The sequence below is a fragment of the Cupriavidus sp. L7L genome, from assembly GCF_004353535.1.
GTDB classification, from domain to species: Bacteria; Pseudomonadota; Gammaproteobacteria; order Burkholderiales; family Burkholderiaceae; genus Cupriavidus; species Cupriavidus oxalaticus_A.
The window spans coordinates 22,450-49,442 of the sequence record NZ_SMNY01000006.1 but is presented as its reverse complement, the minus strand read 5'-3'; the positions used below and the strand labels follow the sequence as shown (position 1 = coordinate 49,442).

The 26,993-nt window shown below is 69.7% G+C and carries 20 protein-coding genes and 1 pseudogene; 9 read left to right on the top strand and 12 right to left on the bottom strand.

The genetic code is table 11. From position 1 onward, the window contains the following. Window positions 1–16 precede the first annotated feature (16 nt). Both E1J61_RS05880 and E1J61_RS05875 read right to left on the bottom strand, forming a co-directional pair. Window positions 17–613, bottom strand: a complete 597-nt coding sequence (locus E1J61_RS05880; protein ID WP_133093197.1) for an HAD domain-containing protein — start codon at window positions 611–613, stop codon at window positions 17–19. A gap of 209 nt (window positions 614–822) precedes the next feature. Then, entirely contained in the window at window positions 823–2,442 is a 1,620-nt protein-coding gene (locus tag E1J61_RS05875; protein WP_133093196.1) for a methyl-accepting chemotaxis protein, read from the bottom strand. Window positions 2,443–2,700: 258 nt separating this feature from the next. Here E1J61_RS05875 and E1J61_RS05870 point away from each other — a divergent pair. Beyond that, a pseudogene (locus tag E1J61_RS05870) lies at window positions 2,701–4,540 on the top strand (EAL domain-containing protein). Here the strand turns inward: E1J61_RS05870 and E1J61_RS05865 are convergent. After that, on the bottom strand, window positions 4,537–5,292 hold the full coding sequence (locus E1J61_RS05865) for a response regulator transcription factor (protein ID WP_133093332.1): 756 nt from the start codon (window positions 5,290–5,292) through the stop codon (window positions 4,537–4,539). The pseudogene E1J61_RS05870 and the gene E1J61_RS05865 overlap by 4 nt on opposite strands. A 437-nt stretch (window positions 5,293–5,729) precedes the next feature. Between E1J61_RS05865 and cls the strand changes: the two genes are divergently transcribed. The 3 genes from cls to E1J61_RS05850 all read left to right on the top strand — a co-directional run bounded on the left by cls (window position 5,730) and on the right by E1J61_RS05850 (window position 8,575). Next, window positions 5,730–7,166, top strand: a complete 1,437-nt coding sequence (gene cls, locus E1J61_RS05860) for a cardiolipin synthase (protein ID WP_133093195.1) — start codon at window positions 5,730–5,732, stop codon at window positions 7,164–7,166. A gap of 112 nt (window positions 7,167–7,278) precedes the next feature. Beyond that, window positions 7,279–7,923, top strand: a complete 645-nt coding sequence (locus tag E1J61_RS05855; protein ID WP_133093194.1) for a TetR/AcrR family transcriptional regulator — start codon at window positions 7,279–7,281, stop codon at window positions 7,921–7,923. A gap of 325 nt (window positions 7,924–8,248) precedes the next feature. Next, entirely contained in the window at window positions 8,249–8,575 is a 327-nt protein-coding gene (locus tag E1J61_RS05850) for a hypothetical protein (protein WP_133093193.1), read from the top strand. A gap of 148 nt (window positions 8,576–8,723) precedes the next feature. On the opposite strand, the gene E1J61_RS05845 is transcribed toward E1J61_RS05850, so the two are convergent. Then, the gene (locus E1J61_RS05845; protein ID WP_133093192.1) at window positions 8,724–9,149 is read right to left on the bottom strand and encodes a hypothetical protein; all 426 of its coding nucleotides are present in this window, start codon (window positions 9,147–9,149) and stop codon (window positions 8,724–8,726) included. 233 nt (window positions 9,150–9,382) lie between these two features. Then, entirely contained in the window at window positions 9,383–10,492 is a 1,110-nt protein-coding gene (locus E1J61_RS05840; protein WP_133093191.1) for a site-specific integrase, read from the bottom strand. A gap of 101 nt (window positions 10,493–10,593) precedes the next feature. Between E1J61_RS05840 and E1J61_RS05835 the strand changes: the two genes are divergently transcribed. Further along, window positions 10,594–11,559: a DNA-binding protein gene (locus E1J61_RS05835; protein ID WP_133093190.1), complete on the top strand. Its 966-nt coding sequence runs from the start codon at window positions 10,594–10,596 to the stop codon at window positions 11,557–11,559. Between the two features lie 14 nt (window positions 11,560–11,573). Here E1J61_RS05835 and E1J61_RS05830 read toward each other — a convergent pair whose 3' ends face one another. Next, complete coding sequence (locus E1J61_RS05830) at window positions 11,574–13,160, bottom strand: fatty acid--CoA ligase (RefSeq protein WP_133093189.1); 1,587 nt, start codon at window positions 13,158–13,160, stop codon at window positions 11,574–11,576. A gap of 192 nt (window positions 13,161–13,352) precedes the next feature. Here E1J61_RS05830 and E1J61_RS05825 point away from each other — a divergent pair, with 192 nt between their 5' ends. The 4 genes from E1J61_RS05825 to E1J61_RS05810 all read left to right on the top strand — a co-directional run bounded on the left by E1J61_RS05825 (window position 13,353) and on the right by E1J61_RS05810 (window position 21,347). Next, window positions 13,353–15,674 (top strand): ATP-dependent DNA helicase, encoded by a 2,322-nt coding sequence (locus tag E1J61_RS05825; protein ID WP_133093188.1) that lies wholly within the window; start codon window positions 13,353–13,355, stop codon window positions 15,672–15,674. A 145-nt stretch (window positions 15,675–15,819) separates the two neighbouring features. Then, window positions 15,820–16,143, top strand: a complete 324-nt coding sequence (locus E1J61_RS05820) for a thioredoxin family protein (RefSeq protein WP_133093187.1) — start codon at window positions 15,820–15,822, stop codon at window positions 16,141–16,143. A 219-nt stretch (window positions 16,144–16,362) separates the two neighbouring features. Next, window positions 16,363–17,496 (top strand): HD-GYP domain-containing protein, encoded by a 1,134-nt coding sequence (locus E1J61_RS05815; RefSeq protein ID WP_133093186.1) that lies wholly within the window; start codon window positions 16,363–16,365, stop codon window positions 17,494–17,496. A 5-nt stretch (window positions 17,497–17,501) separates the two neighbouring features. Then, window positions 17,502–21,347, top strand: a complete 3,846-nt coding sequence (locus E1J61_RS05810) for a response regulator (protein WP_133093185.1) — start codon at window positions 17,502–17,504, stop codon at window positions 21,345–21,347. Between the two features lie 16 nt (window positions 21,348–21,363). On the opposite strand, the gene E1J61_RS05805 is transcribed toward E1J61_RS05810, so the two are convergent. From E1J61_RS05805 to E1J61_RS05780, 6 genes are all read right to left on the bottom strand, one after another. Beyond that, window positions 21,364–21,699: a cupin domain-containing protein gene (locus tag E1J61_RS05805; protein WP_133093184.1), complete on the bottom strand. Its 336-nt coding sequence runs from the start codon at window positions 21,697–21,699 to the stop codon at window positions 21,364–21,366. 122 nt (window positions 21,700–21,821) lie between these two features. Continuing rightward, window positions 21,822–22,016, bottom strand: coding sequence for a hypothetical protein (locus E1J61_RS05800; RefSeq protein ID WP_133093183.1), 195 nt, complete (start codon window positions 22,014–22,016; stop codon window positions 21,822–21,824). 195 nt (window positions 22,017–22,211) lie between these two features. Beyond that, window positions 22,212–23,687, bottom strand: coding sequence for an efflux transporter outer membrane subunit (locus tag E1J61_RS05795; protein WP_133093182.1), 1,476 nt, complete (start codon window positions 23,685–23,687; stop codon window positions 22,212–22,214). Continuing rightward, complete coding sequence (locus E1J61_RS05790) at window positions 23,684–24,574, bottom strand: HlyD family secretion protein (protein WP_133093181.1); 891 nt, start codon at window positions 24,572–24,574, stop codon at window positions 23,684–23,686. The genes E1J61_RS05795 and E1J61_RS05790 overlap by 4 nt, the downstream gene beginning before the upstream one ends. After that, the gene (locus tag E1J61_RS05785) at window positions 24,571–24,789 is read right to left on the bottom strand and encodes a DUF1656 domain-containing protein (protein ID WP_133093180.1); all 219 of its coding nucleotides are present in this window, start codon (window positions 24,787–24,789) and stop codon (window positions 24,571–24,573) included. The genes E1J61_RS05790 and E1J61_RS05785 overlap by 4 nt, the downstream gene beginning before the upstream one ends. Before the next feature lie 28 nt (window positions 24,790–24,817). Continuing rightward, a complete protein-coding gene (locus E1J61_RS05780) occupies window positions 24,818–26,797 on the bottom strand; it encodes an FUSC family protein (protein WP_133093179.1) in 1,980 nt (659 codons plus the stop codon). Window positions 26,798–26,993: the final 196 nt, after the last annotated feature.

Here is a 26,993-nt window from a genome sequence, read left to right as displayed (position 1 = left end):
CGAAGGTGGCTGCGGATCAGGCGTGGACGTACTCACGCATGACTTGCGCAGCCTGCTCCGTGGCGAAGCGCGCCGGGTTCTCGCGCGCCAGTTGCTGCAGCTGCTCCAGCTTGGCCTTCAGCCCGGCATCGAGCTTGGGCGCGGGCATCACCGTGGACGGGCAGGCCACCCCAAGGATGCCGAGCGCCTGCTGGAAGTTCTCAAGCGTCAGGCCGAGCGCCGGATCGACGCTGACCAGGTGATCGCGCATGGCTTCCGGCATGGACCCGGGCGCGGCGCATGACAGGATCGCGTAGTGGACGGGCGCCGCAGCCTGCGCAAAATAAGCGGCGATCTCTGCGCCGTGGCCGCCGGTGGCGGCCGGGGTCATGGCCTCGATCTGCAGGTCCAGCTGCTGCAGGATCGCCGCCGGCGTGCCGCGACGCCAGGCATCGGACACCACCACGCGCGCACCGGCGACACCGAACAGGCGGCGGACGAAGCCGAGCGCGATCGGGTCGAAGAACCTGACATCGCGCAGCGTGCCCGAATCCGGAATGCCGCCGAGGCGGGCGCGAGAGCGGTCGGAGTACAGGACGCCGGGCACGTCCAGCATGATCAGTCGTTCAGCCATGGTTTCCTGGGCGGATGCCAGTTCAGTTGGTGTGAGGCAAGATTACTAGGCAGCCAGCGCCCTGCACGTAACCGGCACCGCTTCAGTTGAAACAGTTCTGTAACTTTGTCGAGGAAGTCGTAAATGCCGGTTACTTCCCCATGTCAAATGTTTCGGACAGACACATCTGTCCGACGCATCGCCGATAACGGCGCGCGACAAAGGGCTGTTCAGAAGCGGAAACGCGCCACATCCTCGGCCAGAACCGCGGCCTGGTGATCGAGGCGCCCGGCCTGTCCGCCCAGCTCATCCACCAGCGCGGCGTTCTGCTGGGCGGTCTGGCGCAGCTGCGTGACGGATCCGGCAGCCGCCTGCACACTGGCGGCCTGCTGGTCGGCCAGCGTGCACAGGGTTCCGGCCAGCGCATGGCTGTGCTGGACCGCGGTGGCGATACGCTCCATCGCTGCCACCACGTCGCCGCTCAGGCGCGCGCCCAGGCCGATTTCATGCGTGGCCGTGCCGATGATGCCGCCGATCTCGCGCGCGGCATCGGCGCTGCGCTGGGCCAACGCGCGCACTTCCTGCGCGACCACGGCAAAGCCGCGCCCGGCCGCACCCGCGCGGGCGGCCTCGACGGCGGCGTTGAGCGCCAGGATATTGGTCTGGAACGCGATGCCCTCGATCACGCTGACAATCTCCGCGATATGGCGCGAGTGGCCGTGCAGCGCGTCCATGGCGCCGCGCATCTGCCGCACCACGTCCGCGCCGGCATCGGTGGCGGTGCGCGCCTGGTCGGCCAGCAGGCTCGATTCGGTCGCCTGGGCGTGTGCGTCGGCAACGCGGCCCGCCAGCGCCTCCATGCTGGCACCCGCGGCATCGAGTGCGCTGGCCTGCAGCTGTGTGCGGGCCGACAAGGCGTGGTTGTCGGCGGCGATCTGCTGGCTGGCCGCGGCGATCTCCTGCGCGGAGCCATGAATGCGGGCCAGCACGCCGGCGAGCTGGTCGCGCATGCACGCCACGTGGTGCAGCATGCTGCTGCGATCCGCGGGATGCAGCGCGATCGTGGCGGTCAGGTCGCCGGCGGCAATGCGCCGCGCAATCTCGGCCGCGTCGCGCGGCTCGCCGCCCAGCTCGGCCCGCAGGCTGCGCGCGGCGATCCACGCGAGCCCTGCCGCGGCCAGCAGGCTGGCGCCGAGCAGGGCCACCATCCACGCCTGCGCGCGCAGCTGGCTGCTGGCGACGCTTGCTACGGTGGCGGCGGCCTGCCGCTCCTGCCGCACGCGCACCGCCTCGATACGCTGGCTCAGCGCCTGCAATTGCTCGGTGACAAAGTGGCCCTCGACCGAGACCGCGCTGTCGAACTGCAGCGGATCGAGCGGCTGCTTGCGCAGCAGCGCGACATAGCCCTGCACCAGCTCGGCGGCGCGCTGCCGCGCCTCGAGCAGCGGTCCGGCCTGCGTGGCATTGGCCTGGCGCACGCCGGCCAGCGCCGTGTCGAGCCGCGCCAGCGCCTGGTCGATCTCGGCGGCGGCGGTGTCGCGCTCGGCGCCGCTGGTGGCCATGGTCAGCGCCAGCTGGGCGCGGCCGAGTGCGGCCAGCGCCGAATGCGCGCGCTCGGCCGACATGGCGCCATGCATGTCCTGCTGGTAGAGGGTATCGGTGCGCGCCTTGATCGACACCAGGTTGGCGATACCGGTCAGCCCGACCGCGGCCCCGAACAGGTAGACCAGGGCAAAGGCGGCGCACAGGCGTGCGACCAGCGGCAGGCGGTTCAGGCGCGAGGCGGCCCGGCCCAGCGCGGCAAAAGCCGGGCGGCGGCCCGGCAGGCTTGACTTGATGACGTGCAACACGGAGATGACTCCTGACGGGCGCGCGTCCAGCCAACCGCAGCGGGCGGCAGCGCAGCCCGGGCTTGACCCGGTTTGCCGTCGCGCCTTCCTCGTGCGGGAGGGTCGCTGGCGGCGCACGGATGGTGAACGATCAATGTGACGAAATCGTGACATGACAAGCATGGGACTGTCATCGTGCTGTCATATCAATGTCATGCAATGTGGCCCGCCCTCAGGGCCGTGCTGCCCTGCCCATCTGTTCGCCTCCCGGATCGACTCATGCCCGGCCACGACGCCGCACAGCCACAGTTCCTCCTCATCCCGGGCGTACCGGCCGGGCCGGTGGTGCCACGCGCGCAGATCCCGCCGCTGCATGCGGTGTTCCAGCCGATCGTGCACGCCGGCAATGCCGAACTGTTCGGCTACGAAGCACTGGTCCGCGGCCCGGCGGGATCGCCTTACGCATTGCCGGAAGCCCTGTTCCGCCTGGCGCAGGGCGTGGAGGACACCATCGCGCTGGAAATCGAGGCGGCGCGCACCGCGCTGGCCGCCTGGCGCGGTTTGGAACTGCCGGGCAAGCTGTTCCTGAATTTCAGCCCGATGACGTTGCGGCATCTGCTGGCCGATCGAGAGCGCTTGTCGGGGGCATTGCTGCGCGCCGGTATCGCACCGTCGCGGCTGGTGATCGAGGTCACCGAGCAGACCCCGATCGGCGATGCCGCGAGCTTCGGCACGGCCATGTCGCTGCTGCGCGAGCTGGGCATGCAGTATGCGCTGGACGACTTCGGCTCCGGCCATGCCAACCTGGACCTGCTGGCGCAACTGTCGCCGCAGTTCGTCAAGATCGACAAGTCGCTGATACGCGGCATCGGCTCGTGCTCGCGGCGGCTGGAGATATTGCGTGCGGTGATGCGCATGATGAGCGCCTTTGGCGGGCGCGTCATTGCCGAGGGCATCGAGCATGAGGATGAGCTTGCGGTGGTGCGCGACCTCGGCGTGACCGGTGCGCAGGGCTACTACATCGGCAGGCCGTCGGCGCGCCCGGATACGCAGGTGGCACCGCAGGTGCTGCGCACGCTCGCGTCCCGGCATATCGCGGTGTTTCCGCAGGTGGTGCGCTCGGGCTGGTCCGGCATGACCGCCGGGCGGCTGTTGCGTCCGGCACCGACCGTGTCGCCCGCCGCCAGCAACGACGCGGTGCTGCGCATGTTCCAGGACCAGCCCGAGCTGGATGCCGTGGCGGTGGTCCATGACGATGGACGGCCGCTTGCCATCATCGGCCGCCAGGGCTTTATCGACCGCTACGCGGCACCGTTCCACCGCGAGCTGTATGGCAAGAAGGCCTGCATTGCCATGGCCAACCGCGAGCCGGCCTGCTTCGAGCGCAGCGCGACGCTGGAGGAAATGGCGCAGATCCTGTCCGGAGAGAACACACGCTCGCTGGCCGATGGCTTCCTGATCACCAGAGCAAGGCCGCTATATCGGGCTGGGCACCGGTGCCGACCTGATCCGCGCGATCACCGAAGTGCGCATGGAGGCGGCACGCTATGCCAATCCGCTGACGTTCCTGCCCGGCAATATCCCGCTCAACCAGCATATCGAGCGCCTGATCGACGCCGCCAGCGAGTTCCACGCGTGCTATGTCGACCTGAACCACTTCAAGCCGTTCAACGACAAGTACGGCTACTGGAAGGGCGACGAAATGCTCAAGGGCGCCGCCGCGATCCTGGCCGAGGCGTGCGACCCCGCGCGCGATTTCATTGGCCATGTCGGCGGCGACGACTTCCTGGTGCTGTTCCAGAGCAGCGACTGGCCGGCGCGGATGCGAGAGGCGATCCGGCGCTTCAACGATGCGGCACTCGCCATGTATGCGCCGGGGGATCGTGCCGCAGGCGGCATGCAGGGCGAAGACCGGCACGGCCTGCCGGTGTTCTTTCCGCCGGTATCGATGGCGGCGGGCGTGGTGTGCGTCAGCGGGGACGGCGTGACTGCGCTGCAGCGCCTGGGCAGCCAGCATATCGGCGCCGCCGCGGCAGTCGCCAAGCGCGAGGCCAAGCGTTCGGCCACGGGCATGGCGGTGCTCGAGTTCCTGTCGCTGGCGCCAGCGCTGCAGGCCTAGCAACCAGAGGGCTTGCGCGCGGCCAGCTCGCGACCTGTTACCGGCAGCCGCGGCAGGCTGCTTTCCTCCAGCACATCGAGGCGATAGCCATGGGCGTAGACGACGGTGACGATGATGCCGTTCTCGATGCCAAGCCGCAGCGTCTTGCGCAGCCGCGACATCAGGCCCGCCAGCGCCCGCGACAGCGGCGGCAGTTCATGGCGCCATACCGTCTGCTCGATGCGGCTGTTGGGCAGCACCCGGCCGGCGTTGGAAAACAGCAGCATGGCCAGGTCGAATTCCTTCGGCGTCAGTTCGATGCGCTCGTCGCGCAGCGTGGCGAAGCGCCCGACGCTGTTGAGCTGGTACGGGCCGGCCCGCACCACCAACCCCTGGCGCAAACGCTCGCCGGTCACGCGGCGGCGCAGCGCGGCGATGCGCGCCAGCAGCACGCGGTGGCTGAGCGGACGGCACATGTAGTCGTCAGCACCGGCATCCAGCGCGTCGACCAGGCGGTCTTCGCTGCTGTCGCTGCCCAGTATCATGATCGGCACATCGCGCGAGCGCGCGCTGCGCACCGCGCGGATCACGTCGATGGCCGGGATGTCGGCGACTTCGTCGGGAACCAGCAGCATGTCGTAGGTCTGCTGCAGGGCGCTGTGGATCAGGTCGCGGCCCGCGTCGAAGACGCTGCAGCGAAAACCCGAGCGCACCAGCAGGTCGGGAACGTCCTGCAACTGGGGCGACCTGCCCAGCAGCAGCGCAATAGTGATCGGCGACGGCATACGAAGCGAGCGTGACGGGGTGTGAGAGCGGCAGGAAGGAGGCGGCTATCGGACAGCGTTGAACGGGATCGGAACCGAAGCGCGGCGCATGCCAGGCTGCGAATGACGGAGCACCTTGCGGCCTCAAAGGGTAAAAAGCCTGATGCCGTGGATCAATCGGACCTTTCCGAACAGTTCGCCGTTTTTGCCCTTTTTGTTCCGGCGAGGTAAGGGGCAGCCAATGATGGCTGGGGGGAGCGAGAGCGCAGAAGTTGTCCACAGATCCTGTGGACAACGGGCCTGCGCCATGCCTGGCGGCCGCATGGCACCGTCATCCCGTCGGCGTGCCAAAAAAGAAGGCAGGCGTGCGACGCGGCATCAACATCCGGCCCGCGGTGTGCCAAAATAGCGCGCATCGTGTTCCGGTCCGGGGACTCAAGCCACCGATGCTGCAGAGCCCGAGTGTCATCGCCTTCATCCTCCTGGCCTTTCACGTCGTCGGCGTGATGGCGGCGCTGCACGCCGTCATGACGGTGCGCACCGCGCCTGGCGCGATCGCCTGGGCGGGGTCGCTGGTGATGATGCCGTACTTCACGCTGGTCCCGTACCTGATCTTCGGGCGCAGCACCTTTGCCGGCTATGTCGATGCGCGGCGCTTCAATGACGACCGGCTGCGCGAGATCCGCCACGGCATGACCCCGCGCGAACGCGAGGCCCGCAGCGCCTGCGTGGTGCACGCGCCGACGCAACTCTGCATGCGCGCGCTGCCGCGGCTGACCGGCATGCCATGCCTGGCCAACAACGACGTGCGCCTGCTGGTCAACGGCACGCAGACCTTCGATGCCATCTTTGCCGCGATCGCCCAGGCCCGGCAGGTGTTGATCGTGCAGTTCTTCATCGTCCACGACGATGCGCTGGGCCGGCGCCTGCAGGCGCTGCTGTGCGAGCGCGCGCGGGCCGGCGTCGAGGTCTACTTCCTGTTCGACAGCATCGGCTGCCATGCGCTGCCGCGCCGCTACGTGCGCACGCTGCTCGAGGCGGGCGTCGATGCGCGGCCGTTTTCCACGCATCGCGGCTTCGTCAACCGCTTCCAGCTCAACTTCCGCAACCATCGCAAGCTGGTCGTCGTGGACGGGCGCGAGGCGTTTATCGGTGGCCACAATGTCGGCGTGGAATACCTGGGAGAGCGTCCGCCGCTGGCGCCGTGGCGCGACACCCATATCGCATTGCGCGGCAGTGCCGTGCTGGACCTGCAGATGTCCTTTGCCGAAGACTGGTACTGGGCCGCGCGCGAAGTCCCGCATCTGCTGATGCCGCCACCCGAGGTGGGCGGCCGCATGACCTGCCAGGTGGTGCCAACCGGTCCCGCGGACTCGCAGGAAACGTGTTCGCTGTTCTTTGTCGAGGCGATCCAGTCGGCGCGGCACCGGCTGTGGATCACGTCGCCATATTTCGTGCCGGATGAGGCGGTGTTCGCCGTGCTGCGGCTGGCGGTGCTGCGCGGCGTCGATGTCCGCATCCTGATACCGGCGCGTCCCGATCACCTGGTCGTCTACGCCGCGTCGACCATCTATGCGTATCAGGCTGTCGCCGCCGGAATAAAACTGTATCGCTACCAGCCGGGCTTCCTGCACCAGAAGGTGATTCTGATCGACGATGAAGCCGCCGCGGTGGGCACGGCAAACCTCGACAACCGTTCGTTCCGGCTCAACTTCGAGCTGATGGTGATGACGGCGGACAAGGGCTTCGCTGCCGACGTGGCGGCCATGCTGGAAACCGATTTTGCCAACGCCAGACGGGTCGGGCTGGATGAGTTCCTGGGCGCGCCCGCGCCGCTGCGCGTGGCCATGCACGTGGCCAAGTTGTTCGCCCCCATCCTCTGATTCCGGCTGCGGATGCCGGCCTGCGGCAAGCCGGTGGCGCTTTGCTTGTGTACACTGTTCACTATAAGCGCCTACAGATAATGAACCGAATCCAGCATCACAGGGGAACCGCATGAAGCCGGCCGTCCCCGCGCCGCCGGCGCGCGCCACTTACCGCCATGGCGACCTGCGCCGAGCCTTGCTTGACGCCGGCATCGACCTGGCCCGCGAAGGCGGCCCCGACTCCATCGTGCTGCGCGAAGCCACGCGCCGCGCCGGCGTCGTTCCCAATGCGGCGTACCGGCACTTTGCCAGCCGGCAGGACCTGCTGCAGGCGGTGCGGGCGTCGGCCTTGTCGTCGCTGGCGATCGCCATGGAGGCCGAGATCGGCGGACTGCGCCCGGGCCGTGGCGCGGCTGCCCATGCGCGCGCATGCCTGCGCGCGGTCGGCACGGGGTACCTTCGCTTCGCGCTGGCGGAAACCGGCCTGTTCCGCACGGCATTCTCCGTGCCGGATGAAGTCGAGGATGACGCCGATCCCGCCAAGGCGGGCAACAGCGGACTCAATCCGTTCCAGCTTCTTGGCGCCGCGCTCGACAAGCTGGTGGAGGCCGGTGCCTTGCCGCCCGAGCGGCGGCCCGGCGCCGAGTACCTGGCCTGGTCCGCCGTGCACGGCCTGGCGATCCTGCTGATCGACGGCCCGTTACGCAGCCGCGCGCGCGAAATGGCGGAGCCGCTCGGGCAACGGTTGCTGGAAATGGTCGAGAAGGGCCTGTAAGCCCGCGTCGCGGCCAAAAAAATTGCCACGATGGCGGGGACCATCGTGGCAGTGAAAGGAACCAGGAAGGGGGGCAACCTGGCTCTGTCGGGGCACCCGCGGGCCGGGTGCAAGGGCAATGTAATACGGGCTTTCTCATGCGAATATCGGACAATTCCTAAATATGTCCCTGAATTGTCGTTACTCGCATTGTGCTGGGCGCAGTGCTCGCCAAGTCATCGCAAATCGCGGGCCGGGCGCCGGTGCAAGCCGGTTGAATTGCATGCCAGCCGCTGCGGTCTAACCCTGTGCCCGCAATCCAGGCTGGCGATGCAAGGAGGGACCTATGCGTTACGGTTATGGAGTGTTGCTTGCTGCGGCGCTGGTCAGCGGGTGCGTGGCCTATCCCTACCCCTATGCCGGCGACGACTACCTGGCCTATCCCGCATACCCGGTCAGCTCGCCGTACTACAGCGGCTACCCGGTCACGCCCGGCTACCCCTATTACGGCCCCGGATATGGCAGCTACTATGGCAGCTTTGCCTTTATCTATGGCGGCGGTGGTCACGGCTGGAAGCACGGACACCATGGACACCACGGCTGGCATGGCGGCGGCGGTCGCGGCAGAGGCGGCTGGGCCGCTGGCGGACGTGGCGGAGGCAGGGGCCGGTGACGGATGTCCGGCAAGGATGGCTGCGGGGATGACCAGGGCGCACGGCTCCCGGCCATCCCGTTTGAAGACGAGGGGCGCTACCGCCCGGCGCCTGACGCTGTGTGCGGACCAGACGCTACGGCAGCCAGGCAGCCAGGCAGCCAGGCAGCTAAGGCAGCTGCCGCAACTGGCCGATCACGGACATCAGGCGCCCGTGCGCCACGATCACGCCCGACTCATCCTGCAATGCTTCCTGGTAGCGCTTGCGAAAACCCGGATCGGCGCCGTCGCTGAAGAGCTTTTCGGCAGCGCGCGCCACGGCGCGGCAGGTGTCGTCGTGATGTTCCTTCGATTCAAGTTCCTCATCGACCTCGATGATCAGCCGAGACAGCGGATCGAGCCAGCGAAAGAAGTTGTCCTCCGTGACCAGCTGGACAAACAGTCCGGCAGGGATCGGGCCGTTCAGCCTTTCGTACTGGCTGCGGTCGTAGCCGATGACTTCCTTGTGAACTTGCAGCAAGGCCGCCCGCAAGGCTTGCAGCCCCGAGCGGCGAGTTTCCTGGGTGGCGAGGAATTGTTCGTTGGGCATGCCCATCTCCGTGTTTCCACTGGTATGGCCCGGCAGCCGGCTCGGTCGCTCCGGCACGCTTGCGGCGCACATCGCGGGCTTGTCCGGGCGGGTCGCCATCACGTGGCCCGGATCTCAGGGTGCTGCCGGCCATCGCATCTGGCATTGCCGGCGCGCCTGCCAGTATAGGCACCGGGCGCATCCCGGGCCAGCGCACGGGGATAGCGAAATACCCGCATTTGCGGCGCGTTCTGCGCCCGCTAGCCGTTTTTCTCTTCCGCTTGTGCTGGCCCGAGCAGGTCCGCCGCGCGCGAGCGCTGCATGTCCGCCGCGCGGAAATAACGCACCACCGTGGCGACGCTGGCGTGGCCTGTCATTGCCATGGTCTCGGCCAGCGGCACCTGTTGCGATGCCGCTTCGGTGACGAAACCCGCGCGCAGCGAATGCGCTGAGTAGTCGCCCTCCAGTCCCGCCTGTGCGCAGCGCGCCTTGACGATGCGGCTCACGGCAGCGTCGGACAGCCCTTCACCCACATGGCCCCCGCGCCGGATGCGCCGGAACAGCGGTCCGCTCGCAATGCCCGATGCGGCCAGCCATGCCTCCAGCGCCTGCCCCGCTGCACCGCTCACGGGCTTGGCGGCATCGGCATGATCGCGGCCTGACTGGTTGGTCTTGGACCAGCCCAGCACGTAGACAAATTCACCCGGTGCGATGCGCGTCAGGTTCTCCACCGTCGCGCGCGCGACCTCGGAACGGCGGCGGCCGCCGCTGGCCCATGCGAACAGCAGTAGCGCGCGGTCGCGCACGCCGCGCAGCGAGTCGTCGCAGGTAGCGAGCAGCCGCAGCAGCGGGTCGCGCGTCAGCGCGGCCTTGCGCGCCTGGCGTTGTCCGCGGCGCGCATAGGCGCGCCGGATGCCGGACATCAGCTCGCGCACCGACGCGTCGGCACACGGATTGGGCAACTGCTGCAAGCGGTGGGCCTTGGCGAGCACCGCAAGCCGGTGCGTCAGCGTGGACAGCGCGGGCGCGCCGGGTCGTGCCTTGTATCCATCAGCGACCAGCGCCTGGTCGATCGCCGGGGGCAGCTCGCAAACAGGCCCGTGCGGCGTCTGCCGCGTAGCGTGGTCGACGATGAACTGAACCACGACGGCAGGAGCAAGCGGAAGGCGGACCGGCTGGCGGTAACGCAACCCGTGCCAGGCAGCCCAGTAGCGCAGGGCTGAGCGATAGCTCGCCACGGTGTTGGGCGACTCGCCTTCGCGGCGAAGCGCGTTTGCGGCCTGCTCGGCGAGGGGATCCAGTTCAGACGGGCGAAGCGGCGCCGGGAGTTCGACATCGGAGGCAAGCTGGGATGGGTTGGCTGATATCATAATAAATATGACGTATGCTGTATCATATCATACAGAGACAACGAATAGCGTTCGATAAGTCTCCATTATCGAACCTTATTTTGGCTTTCCCGGACCTGACCATGGAAACACTCCGCTCCCGAGGCATCACCCGCGACGACGTCTGGGCTGCCGCCGACAGCCTGCTCAAGGCAGGCCAGCGCCCGACCATCGAACGCATCCGCTTGCATCTGGGCCGCGGTTCGCCCAACACGGTCAGTCCGCACCTCGACGCCTGGTTTGCCGCGCTCGGCGGGCGATTGCAGGATCCGCAAGGCTTCGCGCCCAAGCCGGGTTGCCCCGAACCCGTCACTGAAGCGGCGCGCTACCTGTGGGAAGCCGCGTTGCAGGTCGCCCGGGCGCAGGCGGAAGCCGCGCTGGCCCAGCGGGAAACGGCGCTGGCCGAGGCGCAGGCGACATTGGCCAGGGAGCGGGAAATGCTGGAGCAGGAGCGGCTGGTCATGCAGGCGCGGCTGGACGGTGCCGAAGCGGCTATGGCGGAAATGACGCGCGCGCGGGACGAGGCGCTGGAGCGCGGCGCGCAGGCCGAAGCCCGCGCTACCGCCTTGCAGCAGCAGGTCGAGACGCTGCGCGCCGAGGCGGGCGCCGCGCTGGAGGCCCGGGTCTTGTTGCAGCGTGAATTCGCCGCGGAACGCGCCGCGTGGGACCAGGAGCGCGAAACCATGACCGCCCGCGCCACGGCCAGCGAACGCCGGCTGGCGCTGGAACTGGATGCGGCCCGCGTGGCGGGCAAGGATGCGCAGAAGTTGCTGGAAACAGAGCGCAAGGCCGCGCTGGAGCGGCTTGCGCACGCTGCCGAAGCGGCTTCACGCCAGGGCAGCGAAATGACGCGCCTGAGCCAGTCGATTGCCGTACTGGAAGAACGTGTCCGACAGCGCGAGGCGATGCTTGCCGAATATCGCGAACAGAAGAAGGAGGCAGCCAGCGCGGGCGTGGCCGCCGTGGGCCGGCGTGGGCGCCCGGCCCGGGGCACATTGGCCGGCGGCGCCAGCGGCCTGCTGCGTATCCGCGCGGTGCCGGGCGGCTGAGCTGCGGCGCAGCGCTACGCCGCCTGCGCGCCGGCGCGCAGCATGTGCTTCTGGATCTTGCCGCTGGTGGTCTTGGGCAGCGCGTCCAGGAAGTGATAGCGGCGCGGCCGCTTGTAAGCGGCCAGCCGGTCGCCCTGCAGCAGGAAGGCATCTAGCTGCTCGGCACTGACCGGCGCATCGCCGCGCGCCACCACGTACGCACCCACCACCTGGCCCCAGGTCGGGTCGGGTTCGCCCAGCACCGCGACTTCCAGCACCGCCGGGTGCTCGATCAGCGCGTCCTCGACTTCGCGCGGATACACGTTCTCCGCGCCGGAGTTGATCATGTAGTCGATGCGGTCGCGGATCCACAGGTAGCCGTCGGCGTCGAGGCTGCCGAGGTCGCCGGTGTGGTACCAGCCATGTGCCAGCGCCCGCGCATTGGCGCCGGGCCGGTTCAGGTAGCCCTGCATCATGCAGGCGCCGCGCACCAGCACCTCGCCGACTTCGCCGGGCGCGCACGGTTGCGCCGGATCGGTCGGCGCGCCATCGTCGCGCAGTTTCGCCACCACCAGGTCATGGCCGAGCGCGGGCAGGCCCGCCGAGCCGGCACGGGTCAGCTGTTCGTGCGGGTAGAGCACCGACATGCACGGGCCCATCTCGGTGGTGCCGTACACCTGTACCAGGCCGGCGCCGATCTTGCGGTCCCATTCGCGGATCAGGTGCGGCGCCATCGAGGCGCCGCCGTATTCGACCAGCCGCAGCGACGAGAGGTCGCGCGTTTCCGCCCCGGGGTGGTTCAGCAGCATGCCGACCATGGTCGGTGCGGCGAAGAAGTGGGTCACGCGCTCGCTTTCCACCAGTTGCCAGGCTTCGCCCGCATCGAAGCGGCGCTGCAGCACCTGCGTGGCGCCGACCTGCAGCCGCGGCAGGAAGCTGGTGTGCAGCTCGGCGGTATGGTTCAGCGGCGCCACCGACAGGCCCACGTCTTCGCGCGACAGCGTCATGGCCTGGTGCATGATCGCGTTGTGCTGGAGCTTGCTGCGGTGGGTGTGCACCACGCCCTTGGGGCGGCCCGTGGTACCGCTGGTGTACATCAGGATGCAGGGATCGTCCTCGTGGACGTCGGCCGCTGGCAGCGTGGCCGGCTGGCCGGCGGCGAGCGTGTCGAGGCGGTGCGTGGCAAAAGCCGGAGCCGGGTCCGCGTCGGCATAGATGCGCAGCGCGGTGCCGGGGGCCAGTTCCGTCGCCTTTTCCACGACGGCGGCGCCTTCCTGCTCGAACAGCACCGCCCTGGCAGCCCCGTCGTTCAGGATGTAGGCCAGTTCCTGCGCCGCCAGCCGGTAGTTGACGGGGTTGAACACCGCACCCAGCCGCGCCGTGGCCAGCAGCGTGAAGACGAAGGCCGGCGTGTTGTAGAGGAAGGCGGCCACGACGTCGCCCTTGCCGATGCCCAGCGCCTGCAGTCCGTGGGCGTGGCGGTTGACCTCGGCATCGAACTCCGCATACGACCAGGACCGCCGCGCGGCGCCGATGCCGCTGACCAGCGCGGTCTTGCGGGGCAGGTAGCGTGCCGGCCAGGAAAGGGTATCGCCAAGGGTGAGGCCGCGGTTCAAGGTCATGCTCCAGTCGTGTGCCGGCCGCCGGGTAAAACAGGCCAGCCGATATTCTTGTGTGAGCCGGAGACTATAGGGCGCAGTACGGGGCACATGGAAATAACGATTTGCTCTTTCCTTATGCCGCCGTTGCCGCGCAGAGCCTGAGAATCGGTCCTGATACTGTATATTCATACAGTCTCAAGCCGTTCCACCCCAGTGTCCGTCGATACACCCGCCGCCCCCGTTCCGGTCCCAGCCCCAGAGCAGGCCCCTGCCTACGTCGTCGCCGTGCGCGCGTTGTGCGATTTCACCGCCAAGGCGGGCGACCTCGACCTGCGCTTCGTGCCGACGCCAACCGCGCAGGAGGGCGTCGCCGGCCATGCGCTGGTGACCGGCAGGCGCGGACCGGGCTACCAGGCGGAAGTGCCGCTGTTCGCGGATTTCGGCCCCTTGCATGTCCGCGGCCGGGCCGATGGTTATGATCCGCACGCCAACCGCCTGGAAGAAATCAAGACCGTGCGCGGCGAGGCCGCCGTGCCGGACAACCACCGCCACCTGCACTGGGCGCAGGCAAAGATCTATGGCTGCCTGATGTGCCGCAAGCTCGGGCTACCCGGGATCGACGTGGCCGTGGTCTATTTCGACATCGTGGGGCAGCGCGAGCACCCGGTGGTGCAGCACTTCAGCGCGGACGATCTCGATGCGTTCTTCGTCCAGACCTGCGAACGCTTTTTGCAATGGGCACAAGCCGAACTGGCACACCGGCAGGCCCGCGATGCTGCGCTGACACAGCTGGCCTTCCCGCATCCGGTATTCCGCACCGGCCAGCGCGAGCTGGCGCAGGCCGTCTACAACGCCAACCGCGCCGGGCGCACCCTGCTGGCCCAGGCGCCGACCGGCATCGGCAAGTCGATCGGCACGCTGTTCCCGCTGCTCAAGGCGATGCCGGGGCAGGCTATCGACAAGGCGTTCTTCCTGTCGGCGCGCTCCACCGGCCGCGGCGTCGCCTTGCACGCGGCGCAGGCGCTGCGCAGCCACGGCGCGCAGCCGCTGCGGGTGATCGAACTGGTGGCGCGCGACAAGGCCTGCGAGCATCCGGAGCTGGCCTGCCACGGCGAATCCTGCCCACTTGCGCGCGGCTTCTACGATCGCCTGCCCGCCGCGCGCGAAGCCGCCCGCGAGGTGCCGGTGCGCGACCGTGCCGCGGTGCGCACGCTGGCGCTGGCGCATGGCATCTGCCCCTACTACCTGGCGCAGGAACTGGTGCGCTGGAGCGATGTGGTGGTGGCGGACTACAACTATTACTTCGACCGCAGCGCGCTGCTGTACGCGCTGACCGTCGCCAACGGCTGGCGCGCGGGCGTGCTGGTCGACGAGGCGCACAACCTGGTCGAGCGCGGCCGCGCCATGTACACCGCCGAGCTGGATCCGCAGGCGCTGCGCGACGCCCGGCGCGGCGCGCCCGCGGCGGTGGCCAGGCCGCTGGCCCGGCTGGCGCGACACTGGGGCGCACTGGCGCGGCAAGCCGACGTTGCCTATGAAGTCTTGCCGGAAGTGCCCGCGCCCCTGCTGCGCGCGCTCGATGATTGCTGCGCGGCAGTGCTGGCGCACATGACCGAGCAGCCCGCGTCGGTCGACCCGGCGTTGCAGCGGTTCTATTTCGATGCCTTGCATTTCGGCCGGCTGGCGGAGCAGCTCGACGCGAATTCGCTGTTCGATATCCAGCGGCCAACCGCCGCCGCAAAGGCCGGACGCGGCAACCATGCGCTCCTGTGCCTGCGCAATGTCATCCCTGCGCCGTTCCTGCGGCCGCGCTTTGCCGCGGCCCATTCCGTCACGCTGTTCTCGGCCACGCTGGACCCGGCCGCCTACTACCTCGATACGCTGGGTTTGCCCGCCGACTGCGCGCGCGTGGCGGTGCCGTCGCCGTTCAGCGCGGAACAACTGTCGGTACGCATCGCCAGCCGGATTTCGACCCGCTATGCGCGGCGCGGCCAGTCGCTGCCGGCCATTGCCGCGCTAATGGCGGACCAGTTCCGCGCGCGCCGCGGCAACTACCTCGCGTTCTTCAGCAGCCACGAATACCTGCAGCAGGCTGTGTCGAATTTCACGCAGGCGCATCCCGACATTCCGCACTGGGTCCAGTCGCGCGGCATGGACGAAGCGGCGCAGGCCGCTTTCCTGTCAGCCTTTGTCGCGGGCGGCGCAGGCATCGGCTTTGCGGTGCTGGGCGGCGCCTTTGCCGAGGGCGTGGACCTGCCCGGCGAACGCCTGATCGGCGCCTTCGTCGCCACGCTGGGGCTGCCGCAGTTCAACGCGGTCAACGAGCAGTTCCGCGCGCGCATGCAGGCGGCCTTCGGCCAGGGCTACGACTATGCCTATCTCTATCCGGGCTTGCGCAAGGTGGTGCAGGCCGCGGGCAGGGTGATCCGCACGCAGCAGGACGAAGGCGTGGTCTACCTGATCGACGACCGCTTTGCCGCGCCGGAGGTGCGCCGGCTGCTGCCGGAATGGTGGCAAATCGGCCCGACGGCGTAGAAATTACACGGCGCGCGGGCTTGGCCTGGCCCTTGCCGACCGCTTGCCGGCCTTGCCGGGGCGGTGCGGATCTGGCACGAATCCGGCAGCAATGCGACCATGCGTGCCGACCGCAAACCGTCGTCAGCGAATCAAGGACCCGACCATGCCCATGACCCAGCATTACGCGGCCACCGAGCCGCCCCGTACCGAAGTGGATGCGCTGAACGGCGGCACCGTGCTCGAATTCGGCGCCCCATGGTGCGGCTACTGCCAGCGCGCGCAACCGGCGCTCGCCGAAGCGTTCGCCGTGCATCCCGCGCTGCGCCATATCAAGGTCGAGGACGGCAGCGGACGCCCGCTCGGCCGCTCGTTCCGCATCAAGCTGTGGCCGACTCTGGTGTTCCTGCGCGACGGGCAGGAAGTGGCCAGGCTGGTAAGGCCGACCGAGGCGGATCCGATCCGGGAGGCCATGCGGCGCATCAGTTGATCTTTTCGGGTGGCTAATACTTAATATTGCGGCAATTTTCTGCCAGCGCAGGGCGCTCAACCCTGCTTTGGGAGGGGACAAGCCGGAGCATTTCTGCCGTTTGTGCAGAAGTCGCCTCCGCGCAATGGCCCTGCTGGCTGTGCGGGGCGGCCAGCCCGGCAACGGCCCGCGCGCCCGGCGCGCACGAAACAAGACGGTCTCAACCGCCAATTTCGACAGATGAGCGCCCTAAGCACCGACCGGCGGCCGACAGTCCTGGTCGTCGACGACGTTCCCGAAAACATTGCGGCCATGGTCGCGCTGCTGCAGGACCCATACCGCGTCAAGGTGGCGACCCGGGCGGCCACCGCGCTGCAACTGGCGCGCGAAGCGCCACCCGACCTGATCCTGATGGATGTGTCGATGCCTGGCATGGACGGCTACGAGGCATGCCGCCAGCTCAAGGCCGATGCGCGCACCGCGTGCGTGCCGGTGATCTTCCTGACCGCACGGGCCGAGGCCCATGACGAGGCGCTCGGCTTCGAGGTCGGCGCGGTCGACTACATCATGAAGCCGGTCAGCGCGCCGGTGGCGCGCGCGCGCATTGCGAGCCAGCTGGCGCTCAAGCAGGCGCACGATTTCCTGCGCGACCGCTCGGCCTGGCTCGAGGCCGAGGTGCAGCGCCGCACGCGCGAGATCGAGCAGATCGAGGACGCCACCATTATCGCGCTGGCGGCGCTGGCCGAGACCCGCGATAACGAGACCGGCAACCATATCCGCCGCACCCAGCACTATGTGCGCGCACTGGCGCGCAAGCTGCAGCGCGAGCCGCATTTCGCCGGCAGGCTCGACGACAAGGCCATCGACCTGATGTTCAAGTCCGCGCCGCTGCACGATATCGGCAAGGTCGGCATCCCCGACCGCATTCTGCTCAAGCCCGGCAAGCTCACCGCGGAAGAATTCGAGGTCATGAAGACCCATACCACGCTGGGCCGCGATGCCATTGCCGATGCCGAGGCGCAGTGCGGCACCACCAGCTCCTTCCTGCGCTACGCGCGCGAGATCGCGCATCACCACCACGAGAAATGGGACGGCAGCGGCTATCCCGACGGCCTGGCCGGCGAAGCGATCCCGCTGTCGGCGCGGCTGATGGCGGTAGCCGATGTCTATGACGCGCTGATCTCGCGCCGCGTCTACAAGCCCGCGTTTGCGCACGATGACGCGGTGCGCATCATCGGCGAGGGCCGCGGCCGCCATTTCGACCCGCGCGTGATCGACGCCTTCCTGGCGATCACCGGCGAGTTCCATGCGATCGCGCTGGAATATGCCGATCCGTCCGGCGCCGAGCCGGTGCCGGCCTCCGCGCAGGGCTGACCGGCATGCCATCGCTGCGCATGGCGCTGCGCCGCCGCGCCGGCGTGCGGCCGTTCGGCCCGCTGCTCGCCTATGCCGCGCTGCTGGCGGTGGCGGTATGGCTGCTCGCGCTCGGTGCAGCGTCGGTGGTGCGCGAGAACGAGCAGGCCAGCGTGGGCGCGCGCCTGGGCGCCACCGTCAACACCACCGCGCGGCTGCTGGAGGTCTGGGCGGGCGAGCAGCGCCGCCGCGCCGTGTCGATCGCCGCAATGGACCACACCGTGCGGCTGGCGCTGCCGCTGCTGGCCAGCCATGGCGGCGCCACCCCGGCGCAGGCTGCCGAATTTGCCCGCTGGATCGCGCCGCTGATGCGTTCGCACGGCTATATCGGCTTTGCGCTGGTGAACGCGGACGACCGCATCGTGGCCTCCGAACTGGCCGACCGCACCGGCCAGCTGCTGTTGCCCGAGTCCGCCCGCACCGCGCAGCGTGCGCGCCACGACGGCGCCGCGGTGTCCGCGCCGTATCCCGGCCCGCAGCCGATCCCCAATGCCAGCGGTCGTGCCGGCGTCCCGACATTCCAGGTGGTATGCGCGCGGCTGTCGGATCTTGCCGGACAGGATGCCAGGCGCGCGGCCGGCACCCTGTGCCTGCGCATCGACCCGCATGTGGTCATGCTGCAGATCGTCATGGCGGCGCGCTATGGCCGCAGCGGCGACCTGTACATGATCGACGGCCAGGGCCGCCTGGTGTCCCCCGCGCGCTTCGATGAAGAACTGGCCGCGCAGGGGCTGCTGGCGCCCGGCATGGCGTCGATGTTCCATACCGTGGCGCGGATTCCCGCGGCTGACGGCAACGGCACCTACCGCCTGCCGCCGGGAGCGCCGCTGACCCGGCTGGCGCAGCAGGTGCTGTCGCACCAGACCCTGCAGCTTGCCTTCGGCTACCGCGACTACCGCGGCCGGCGCGTGGCCGGCGCCGGGCTGTGGGTGCCGGCGCTGGCGAGCGGGCTGATCGTCGAGCAGGACATGGAGGAGGCCTTCCATTCGTACTTGTCGACCCGCACCGTGGTCATCGGCATGGCACTGGCGATCCTGCTGCTGATCGGCCTGGCCGCGTGGGCGCTGCGGCGCGGCCAGCTGCGCCTGGCGCACAGCGAGGAGCGGCTGCGCGCCATGCTCGACCATTCGCCCGCCATCATGCACCTGAAGGACCGCAACCACGCCTTCCTGGCGCTGAACCCGGCCACGCAGGCATTGATCGGACAGCCCGAGCGCGCGGCGCTAGGCCGCACCGACCGCGAATTGCCGGCGATGCCCGATGGCACGCAGGAGCGCTGGGATATCGAAGAGCGGGTGATGGCGAGCGGGCAGGCGGAGGAACACATCTACACGATGCAGGCGGCGGAGGGCGCGCGCGAACTGCAGGTGATGCGCTTCCCGGTGCGCAATCCGGCCACCAACGAAGTGGTCGGCGTGGGTTCGGTCGGCATCGACATCACCAGCCAGGTGCGGGCGCATCGCGAGCTGAAGGAGCTGTCGCAGACGCTGGAGCACAAGGTGTCCGAGCGCACCCGCGAACTTGCCATCGCCAACGCCGAGCTGGCCGAGGCCAAGCACGCCGCGGAATCGGCGGCGCAGGCCAAGGCCAGCTTCCTGGCCAACATGAGCCATGAGATCCGCACGCCGATGAACGCGGTGATCGGCATGGCCCATCTGGCGCTGGGCACGCAGCTCGATCCCAGGCAGCGCGACTATGTCGGGAAGATCGAGCGCTCGGGCCAGCACCTGCTTGGCATCCTCAACGACATCCTCGACCTGTCCAAGATCGAGGCCGGCAAGCTGGAAGTGGAAGAGATCGACTTCTCGCTGGAGCGCGTGCTGCGCACCGTGGGCGACCTCGTGTCGGAGCGGGCCGCGGCAAAGCAGCTCGAGCTGATCGTCGAGGTCGCCCCCGACGTGCCCGACGCGCTGCGCGGCGATCCGCTGCGCATCCGCCAGGTGCTGATCAATTTCACCACCAACGCGGTCAAGTTCACCGAGCGCGGCGAGATCGTGGTGCGCGTGGTGCGCGTGGCGCCCTGTGCCGGCGACGGCGACAGCAACGGCGACGGCAACCCGCCGCGGGTGCGGCTGCATTTCGCGGTGCGCGACACCGGCATCGGCATCGCGCCCGCGGCGATCGGGCGGTTGTTCCGGAACTTCGAGCAGGCCGACAGCTCGACCACGCGCCGTTACGGCGGCAGCGGCCTGGGCCTGGCGATCAGCCAGCGGCTGGTGCATCTGATGGGGGGCACGCTGGGCGCGGACAGCACGCCGGGCGAGGGCAGCACGTTCTGGTTCGAGCTGTCGCTGCGGCCGGGCAGCCAGCGCGCCCCGGCGCTGCTGGTGCGGCCGGAACTGGCCGGACGCCGCCTGCTGGTGGTCGACGACCACGGCTACGCGCGCCAGGTCATCGCCGCGATGCTGCGCCGCTTCGGCTTCCGCGCCGACCAGGCCGCCTCGGGCGAAGCGGCGCTGGCGGCGATCCAGGCCGCGGATGCCGAGGGCGATCCTTACCACGCCGCCTTTATCGACTGGCGCATGCCCGGCCTGGACGGCATCGAGACCGCGCGCCGGCTGGCCAGGCTGGCGCTGCGCGGGCCGCGCCCGCGGCCGCTGATGGTGACGGCCAACGGCAGCGAGGCGGTGTTGCGCGCCGGCGAGCAGGGCGGCTTCGACGCGCTGCTGCTCAAGCCGGTCAGCCCGTCGGTGCTGTTCGATGCCACGCTGCGGGTGCTCGCCGCCGAACCCGGCATGCCGCCGCCGGCCGAGCCGGAGCGCGCGGCGCCCGGCCCGGGCTGGTCGCTGCCGCAGCGGCGCGTGCTGCTGGTCGAGGACAACGAAATCAATCGCGAGGTCGCGGTACACCTGCTGCAGCAGGCCGGCATTACGCCGGACACCGCCGGCAACGGGCGGGCCGCACTCGAGCGGCTGGCCACGCATGCGTATGACCTGGTGCTGATGGACATGCAGATGCCGGTGATGGACGGCGTCGAGGCCACGCGGCGCATTCGCGCCGATGCGCGGCTTGCCGCGCTGCCGGTGGTCGCCATGACTGCCAACGCCTTGCCCGAGGACCGCGAACGCTGCCTGGCGGCCGGCATGGACGACCATATCGCCAAGCCGATCAGCCCGCCGGTGTTCTTTGCCACCGTGCATCGCTGGCTGACCCGCGACGGCGAGGTGCCGGCCGTGGCGCCGAAGTGGCCGGCATGGCTTGGCGCGCTCGCCGCGACGGGTGTGCTGGATATCGGGGATGCGCTCGCGCGCGCCGGCGGGCAGCCGGAGACTTACCGGGGTCTGCTGGCGCGGCTGCGCGACCGATACGCCGATGCCGGCACGCAGCTCGCGAAGCTCACGCATGGCCATACCGGCGAAGCCGCGCAGCTTGTGCACGAGCTGGCCGGCGTGGCGGGCAACCTGGGCGCGATGGCAGTGTCGCGCGCCGCCGCGGCGCTGGAAAGCACGCTGCGCGACGGCGGCGGTGATGAGGGCGGCGTCGCGCTGCAGGCCGCCGCGTTGCAAGCGGCGATGTCGGATCTCCTGGCGGCACTGCGCCTGCACCTGCCGGATGTACCGCCTGCGCCGCCATCCACGGTCCAGCCTTCCGCCGGATCCGCTGCGCAGGCGCTGATCCGGCTGCGGCGGCAGCTGCGCGAAGGCGCCAGCGAAGCCGGATCGACCCTCGCGGCGCAGCGCGCCGCACTGGACGCGGTGGTGCCTGCCGGCATGCTGGCCGAACTGGAAGGCGCGATCGGAGCGTACGACTACGCCACTGCGCTCGCGATCCTCGACGACGTGCTGCCCGTCACGGCATCTGGCCAGGGCTGATACCCGGCCCAGGCCGTCAGCGGCCGGCCGGCAGCACCATCGTCACCAGCACCGATGCATCGGTGTCGGCGGTCAGGTCATAGCGCACGCACGGGCCGACGTAGAGCAGGTCGCCCTGGCGCAGTCCGCGCTCGGCGCCGTCCACGCGCAAGCGGACTTCGCCTTCCAGGCACTGCACCGTCATCGGGCCGTCCACCGCATGGGGCGGAACATGCTTGCCCGCCTTCAGCACCAGCCGCATCACTTCAAGCGGGCCTTCCTTGAACAGGGCTTGGGTGACAGTCTGGTCCAGGCGCGTGCCCAGGGGCAGCACGCTGGCGATCTGTCCGGAAGCTAGGTGAGGGAGGGACATGCGCGGCTCCTCGCTGAAGTGGGGTCGTGGGGTCGTGTGCGATGTGCGTTGTCAGGCGCTGCTGGCTTTTGCCGCCAGCACGCCTTTCCAATCTAGCACCGGAGCGCGCGCCTCAGTAGCGTTCAGCGTGCCGCAGTCGGCGAAGCCGGGGCCGCCGATGCGGGCGCCGCGTGGGCGTTTTGTGCGCACGGAATCGCATGGTGGGCGCGTGCTTCGGCGCGGGCGCGCTCGATCACGGACCAGTCCGGGCCCGCGCTGGCGGGCAGGGATGCGGCAAGGGCGCCAAGCGCGAGCATGGCGATCAGGATGGCTTTCATGGGGATGTCGTCGAAGCGAGTGGGAGGCTTGGGGGGCTGGCCGAAAAGGTCCTTCCGGCCAGCAGTGCCGCCACGGCGAGCGCCGCGGCCGACGGAAGCAAGTATCAGGCGGCGTGTGCCGGCGGCGCCGAGACGCCGGTGCGGTCCAGTGTAGTCACGCCGATCCATTCCGGTGATGATTTAAAAGGACAAAAATCAGTCGCTTTTTTCATCGTTATGCGAAGCGCCTTCCGACGGTCCTGGCGAGGCTTTGCGGCCGGCCTGCCAGCCGCCGCCCAGCGCGAGGAACAGGTCCACCTGGCGGTATGACACCTGTGCTTCGGCCGCGGCCAGCGCGGCCTCGGCATCGGCCAGCGCCAGCTCGGCGTCGAGGCGGTCGAGGAAGGGGATGCGCCCGGCCTGCTGCAGCCGCACCTGCTGGTGCGCGGCTTCGCCGGCCTGCTCGCGCGCGGCATGCAGCGCCTCGCGCCGCTCCAGCGCGCGGATATAGGCGGACAGCGCCGTCTCCGTTTCCTGCAGCGCGCGCAGCACTGTGCCGTCGAAGCGGGCCAGCGCGGCGTCGGCGGCCGCCTCATGGCCGTGGATGCGGTGGCGCACGCCGTTGGTCGGCAGCGACCAGCTCAGCAGCGGACCCAGGCTCCAGCGCGCCGTCGGGCCGCTGCCGAGGTCGCTGAGCACGCCGGTCAGGCCGGCGCTGGCGCCGATGCGGATCGACGGATACAGGTCCGCGGTGGCGACGCCGATGCGCGCGGTCGCCGCGGCCAGTTCGCGCTCGGCCTGGCGGATATCGGGACGGCGCCGCAGCAGCGCGGCACCGTCGCCTACTGGCAGCGGCGCGTGCAGTTCCGGCTCGGCATGGCACTCGACCTCGTCCGGCGCCAGCGCCGACGGCGCCTTGCCCAGCAGCAGCGCCAGGCGGTGATGTGCGGCGGCGCGCTCCGCCGCGAAGGCCGGCAAGGCGGCGCGCAGCGCTTCGGTGCGGGCGCGTTCGCGTGCCACGTGGGGCGGCTGCGCGCGGCCGGCGGCGACCAGCCGGCGGGTAGCGTCCAGTGTTCGCTCCTGCACCGCAAGCTGCTGCGTGGCCACGGCCAGTTCATGAGTGGCGGCGCAACCCTGCACGTAGGCGCGCACGGTCTGCGCGGCAACGCTGACGCGCACCAGGTCGAGGGTGGCTTCGCTGGCTTCGGCGCTGGCGAGCGCGGCCTCGTCGGCACGCGCCAGCTTGCCGAAGAAATCGACCATGTAAGACACGCCGAAGCCGAAATCGCCCAGGTTGAACACCGGCGGCTTGACCGTCTGCAGGAAGCTCTGGGCCGACAGCTGCGCGCGCGCCACGCTGGCGTCGACGCCGCCTTGCGGCAGGTTCTCGGACTCGACTTCATGCAGCAGCGCCACCGCGCGCCGCAGGTTGGCCGAGGCGGCGCGGATGTCGGTGTTGGCCGCCAGCGCCTGCCGCACCAGCTGGTCGAGCCGCGCGTCGTCATAGAGGCGCCACCAGTCGTCCGGGACCGGGCCGATGTCGACGCCATGCGCATTGGCGCCCAGCAGCGCGCCGTTGGCCTGTGGCGCCTTGATTGCGGCGTGCTCCGGCACACGGTAGTCCGGGCCTACCGTGGTGCAGGCGCACAGGCACGCGGCCGCGCACGCCAGCCAGCGACGGCGCGCGCTCATGATCGCGCCGCCGCCTGGCGCCGGGGTTCGCGCACCGACACCGTCGCGGTGCGGCCCGACACCAGCCGGACGTCGGCCGGAACGCCTTCCAGCACGATCCGCACCGGCACGCGCTGCGCCAGCCGGACCCAGTTGAAGGTCGGGTTGACGTTGGGCAGCAGGTTGGAGCCGGCGCTGCGGTCGCGGTCCTCGATGCCGGCGGCGATGCTCTGCACATGCCCGCGCAGGTGCCGCGGCTCGCCCATGATATGGACGTCCACCGGGCTGCCGATATGGATGCGGTGCAGCCTGGTTTCCTCGAAATAACCTTCCACATGGAACGACGCCGCGTCGACCATCGACAGCACCGGGCGGCCGGTGGAGACGTAGTCGCCCAGCCGCGGCAGGCGGTCGTTGAGGTAGCCGGCCACCGGGCTGCGCACGCTGGTGCGCTCCAGGTTCAGCCGCGCCAGCCGCACCGTGGCCTCGGCCTGCGCCAGCGCGGCCTCGCCTTGCTCCACGCGGGCGCGGCCTTGTTCGGCGACTTCGCCCGCCACCAGCCCGTCGAGCGCCCGGTTGCGCGTGGCTTCGCGCCGCGCCTGGGCCAGCGTCGCGCGCAGCGTGGCGGCGGTGGCCAGCGACTGCTGCAGCGCCAGCGCGTAGCGGTCGCGGTCGATCTCGAACAGCACCTCGCCGCGCCGCACGTACTGGTTGTCGCGCACCAGCACGCGCGTGACCAGCCCGGAGACGTCGGGCGCGACCTGGACGATATCGGCGCGCACATGGCCGTCGCGGGTCCATGGCGCGGCGGTGTAGTAGTCCCACAGGTGGCGCAGCACCAGCACGGCGGCCAGCACGGCAAGCAGCGTCGGCAGCAAGGGAAGCAGGGGGCGGAGTCGGAGTGTCATGACGGCAGTCCCGGCACCGCGGCGAAGACTGCCGCCACGGCGCCCAGGACGATCACATAGAGGGAAAGGTTGAACAGCGAGCGGTGCCAGATATGCCGGTAGCAGCCCAGCGCCGCCAGCGCCATGCGGATCGCGGTGGCGACGGCGAAGGCCAGCACCATCAGCACCAGCACGCCTGGCACGAATACGCCATAGAGATCGATTTCACTGAGCATCGGGGAGCGGCAAGAGCGATGAGTGGGATCAGGCTGCGCGCGCCGGCGGGCACGCGGGCTGCAGCGTTACCTGCAGCACCACCAGCGCGCCCAGCGCACCGCTGTCCTGGCGTGGCAGCGCGGCGATGGCATCGGCGACCCAGCGCTGCAGCGCCGCCGGCGCCGCCACGGCATGGCCGCTGCGCAGCCGTGACCGGTAATGCCGCGCGACTGCCGCCAGCACCCGGCGCACCGGCTTGCGTGCCGCAAGCGGGAGGTCCGGCAGCGTCTTGTGCAGCGCCAGCGCGCAATAGCCGACCTGCAGCGCATGGAAGCCGTCGGCCGAGAGCGGGTCGCCAGCGACCCCCAGGCGCGGCACCAGCTGGCCGAGCCGGTCGAGCATGCGTGCGCCGAGCCCTGCGTCGCCATCAGCCGCGCGCAGCGTGGCCGCCCGCGCCAGGTCCTGCCAGCTCGCGCGCACCAGCCGGTGCGCTGCCGCGCGCGCGCCGAACGGGCGCACCGCCATCGCCCACAGCGGTGCGAACAGCATCGAGGCGGCGCTGGCCAGGCAGGCATTGAAGGTGCCGAGGAAATCCGCGTCGAAGACTGCCTGCACATTGGCGAACGAGGCGGTGTTGACCGACAGCAGCATCGCGATCAGCTGGAAGCCCGGCCGCGCCACCAGCAGGCCGATGCCGAGGTAGGGCAGCGCCAGCATCGCCGCCAGCACCTCGAAGGTATGCGCGTGCGGGACCACCACGAAGAGGTAGCCCGAGGCCACCAGCAGGCACACCAGGCTCCAGCGCAGGAAGGGTGCAGCCATGCGGCGCGGTTCGTCGATGGCGGCAAAGAAGCAGCACGCGATCGACGCCACCGCCACCGCGCCGGCGCCGTCTTCCCAGCCCGAGAAAATCCACAGCAACCCGGCACAGAACACCGCCAGCCCGCTGGACACTGCGCCGAACAGCAGCATGCCGTGGTCATGGTGATGGCCGGCGCCGTCGGGTGCCTCAGGTGCCGGACAGCTGGTGGCGGCCGGCGCCTCGGGGCCGTGTTCTCCGATGCCGCGTTGCAGCGCCAGGCATTCCGCGTACAGCGGGCACAGGCGTTGCAGCTGGCCGGCGGCGGTCGTGGCGAGTTGCGCGGGCCAGCCGCCGTCCCCTGCGTCCAGGCGCCAGTCGTGCAGTGTCGGAGCCGGCTGCGCGGCACCGCTGTCCAGCCAAGCGGCGGTCGCATCCAGTGCCTGCCGCAGCGGCGCCGGCAGGCCGCCGGGCAGGCCGCGCAACGCCTGCAGCACGCTTTCCAGCGACGACAGCAACGGCATCAGCATGGTCATGCGCTGGCGCAGCGTGCGCGCATGGCGCAGCGTGCGGCTGCCTTCGGTGTCATAGGCGAGCTGGGTGATCAGCAGGTCCAGCGCCAGGATGTCGCTCGCAAGCCGATGGCGGCCATCGTCGGCGCGCGGACTGCCGCGCAGGATCGCCGCGGCCCAGCCGCTGGCGTCGGCAAGCCAGCTCTGCGCACGCGCGCGCAGCGCGGGCGCCACCTTGGCCGGGAACACGATCGACCCGACCAGCCCGGCGCAGACGATGCCGATCACGATCTCCTCGATGCGCGCCACGGCAATATCGAAGATCCCGGCCGGCTGGCTGACAGCCGGCAGCGCCACGATCGGCAGCGTGTACGCTGCCAGCAGGAACACATAGCTGCGCGGCGAGCGCTGCAGCAGCGACAGGTACACCAGCACGGTGATCCACAGTGCGATCGCAGCCATCAGCACGATCGGCATGTTGACCAGCTGCGGCACGGTGGCGACCGCGGCGGTCGCGCCGAGCACCGTGCCGGCGACGCGGTACGCTGCCTTCGAGCGGGTCGCGCCGGTCAGCGGATGCGAGACGAAGTACACCGTGGCCATGGCCCAGTACGGGCGCGGCAGGCCCAGTGCCAGCGCGATATAGAGCGCCAGCATCGCGGCGGCGAATACCTTCAGCGAGAACAGCCACTGTCGTGCATTCGGCCAGCTAGCCATGGAACAGGGTCTTGAAGACAAGGAGTTTGGGGGCGCGCAGCGCCGCCTGCCACTCCACGCTTCATGGCGGCGCAGTCGGGCAGGGGCGATGTGTGGAAGCGAAGTGTAGCCAAACCCTTGGCATTCCATTCATGATTTAATATTGGCTTCACTATTCGCTTTGTTCATGGGTGCGGTGCCGCCACGGTCCAGCCTC

What these genes read in the sequence shown, in the direction of transcription:
- E1J61_RS05880 (WP_133093197.1), bottom strand. Translation starts at nt 613, where the DNA reads ATGGCTGAACGACTGATCATGCTGGACGTGCCCGGCGTCCTGTACTCC.
- cls (WP_133093195.1), top strand. Translation starts at nt 5,730, where the DNA reads ATGCTGCAGAGCCCGAGTGTCATCGCCTTCATCCTCCTGGCCTTTCAC.
- E1J61_RS05855 (WP_133093194.1), top strand. Translation starts at nt 7,279, where the DNA reads ATGAAGCCGGCCGTCCCCGCGCCGCCGGCGCGCGCCACTTACCGCCAT.
- E1J61_RS05850 (WP_133093193.1), top strand. Translation starts at nt 8,249, where the DNA reads ATGCGTTACGGTTATGGAGTGTTGCTTGCTGCGGCGCTGGTCAGCGGG.
- E1J61_RS05845 (WP_133093192.1), bottom strand. Translation starts at nt 9,149, where the DNA reads ATGGGCATGCCCAACGAACAATTCCTCGCCACCCAGGAAACTCGCCGC.
- E1J61_RS05840 (WP_133093191.1), bottom strand. Translation starts at nt 10,492, where the DNA reads ATGATATCAGCCAACCCATCCCAGCTTGCCTCCGATGTCGAACTCCCG.
- E1J61_RS05835 (WP_133093190.1), top strand. Translation starts at nt 10,594, where the DNA reads ATGGAAACACTCCGCTCCCGAGGCATCACCCGCGACGACGTCTGGGCT.
- E1J61_RS05830 (WP_133093189.1), bottom strand. Translation starts at nt 13,160, where the DNA reads ATGACCTTGAACCGCGGCCTCACCCTTGGCGATACCCTTTCCTGGCCG.
- E1J61_RS05820 (WP_133093187.1), top strand. Translation starts at nt 15,820, where the DNA reads ATGCCCATGACCCAGCATTACGCGGCCACCGAGCCGCCCCGTACCGAA.
- E1J61_RS05815 (WP_133093186.1), top strand. Translation starts at nt 16,363, where the DNA reads ATGAGCGCCCTAAGCACCGACCGGCGGCCGACAGTCCTGGTCGTCGAC.
- E1J61_RS05810 (WP_133093185.1), top strand. Translation starts at nt 17,502, where the DNA reads ATGCCATCGCTGCGCATGGCGCTGCGCCGCCGCGCCGGCGTGCGGCCG.
- E1J61_RS05805 (WP_133093184.1), bottom strand. Translation starts at nt 21,699, where the DNA reads ATGTCCCTCCCTCACCTAGCTTCCGGACAGATCGCCAGCGTGCTGCCC.
- E1J61_RS05800 (WP_133093183.1), bottom strand. Translation starts at nt 22,016, where the DNA reads ATGAAAGCCATCCTGATCGCCATGCTCGCGCTTGGCGCCCTTGCCGCA.
- E1J61_RS05795 (WP_133093182.1), bottom strand. Translation starts at nt 23,687, where the DNA reads ATGAGCGCGCGCCGTCGCTGGCTGGCGTGCGCGGCCGCGTGCCTGTGC.
- E1J61_RS05790 (WP_133093181.1), bottom strand. Translation starts at nt 24,574, where the DNA reads ATGACACTCCGACTCCGCCCCCTGCTTCCCTTGCTGCCGACGCTGCTT.
- E1J61_RS05785 (WP_133093180.1), bottom strand. Translation starts at nt 24,789, where the DNA reads ATGCTCAGTGAAATCGATCTCTATGGCGTATTCGTGCCAGGCGTGCTG.
- E1J61_RS05780 (WP_133093179.1), bottom strand. Translation starts at nt 26,797, where the DNA reads ATGGCTAGCTGGCCGAATGCACGACAGTGGCTGTTCTCGCTGAAGGTA.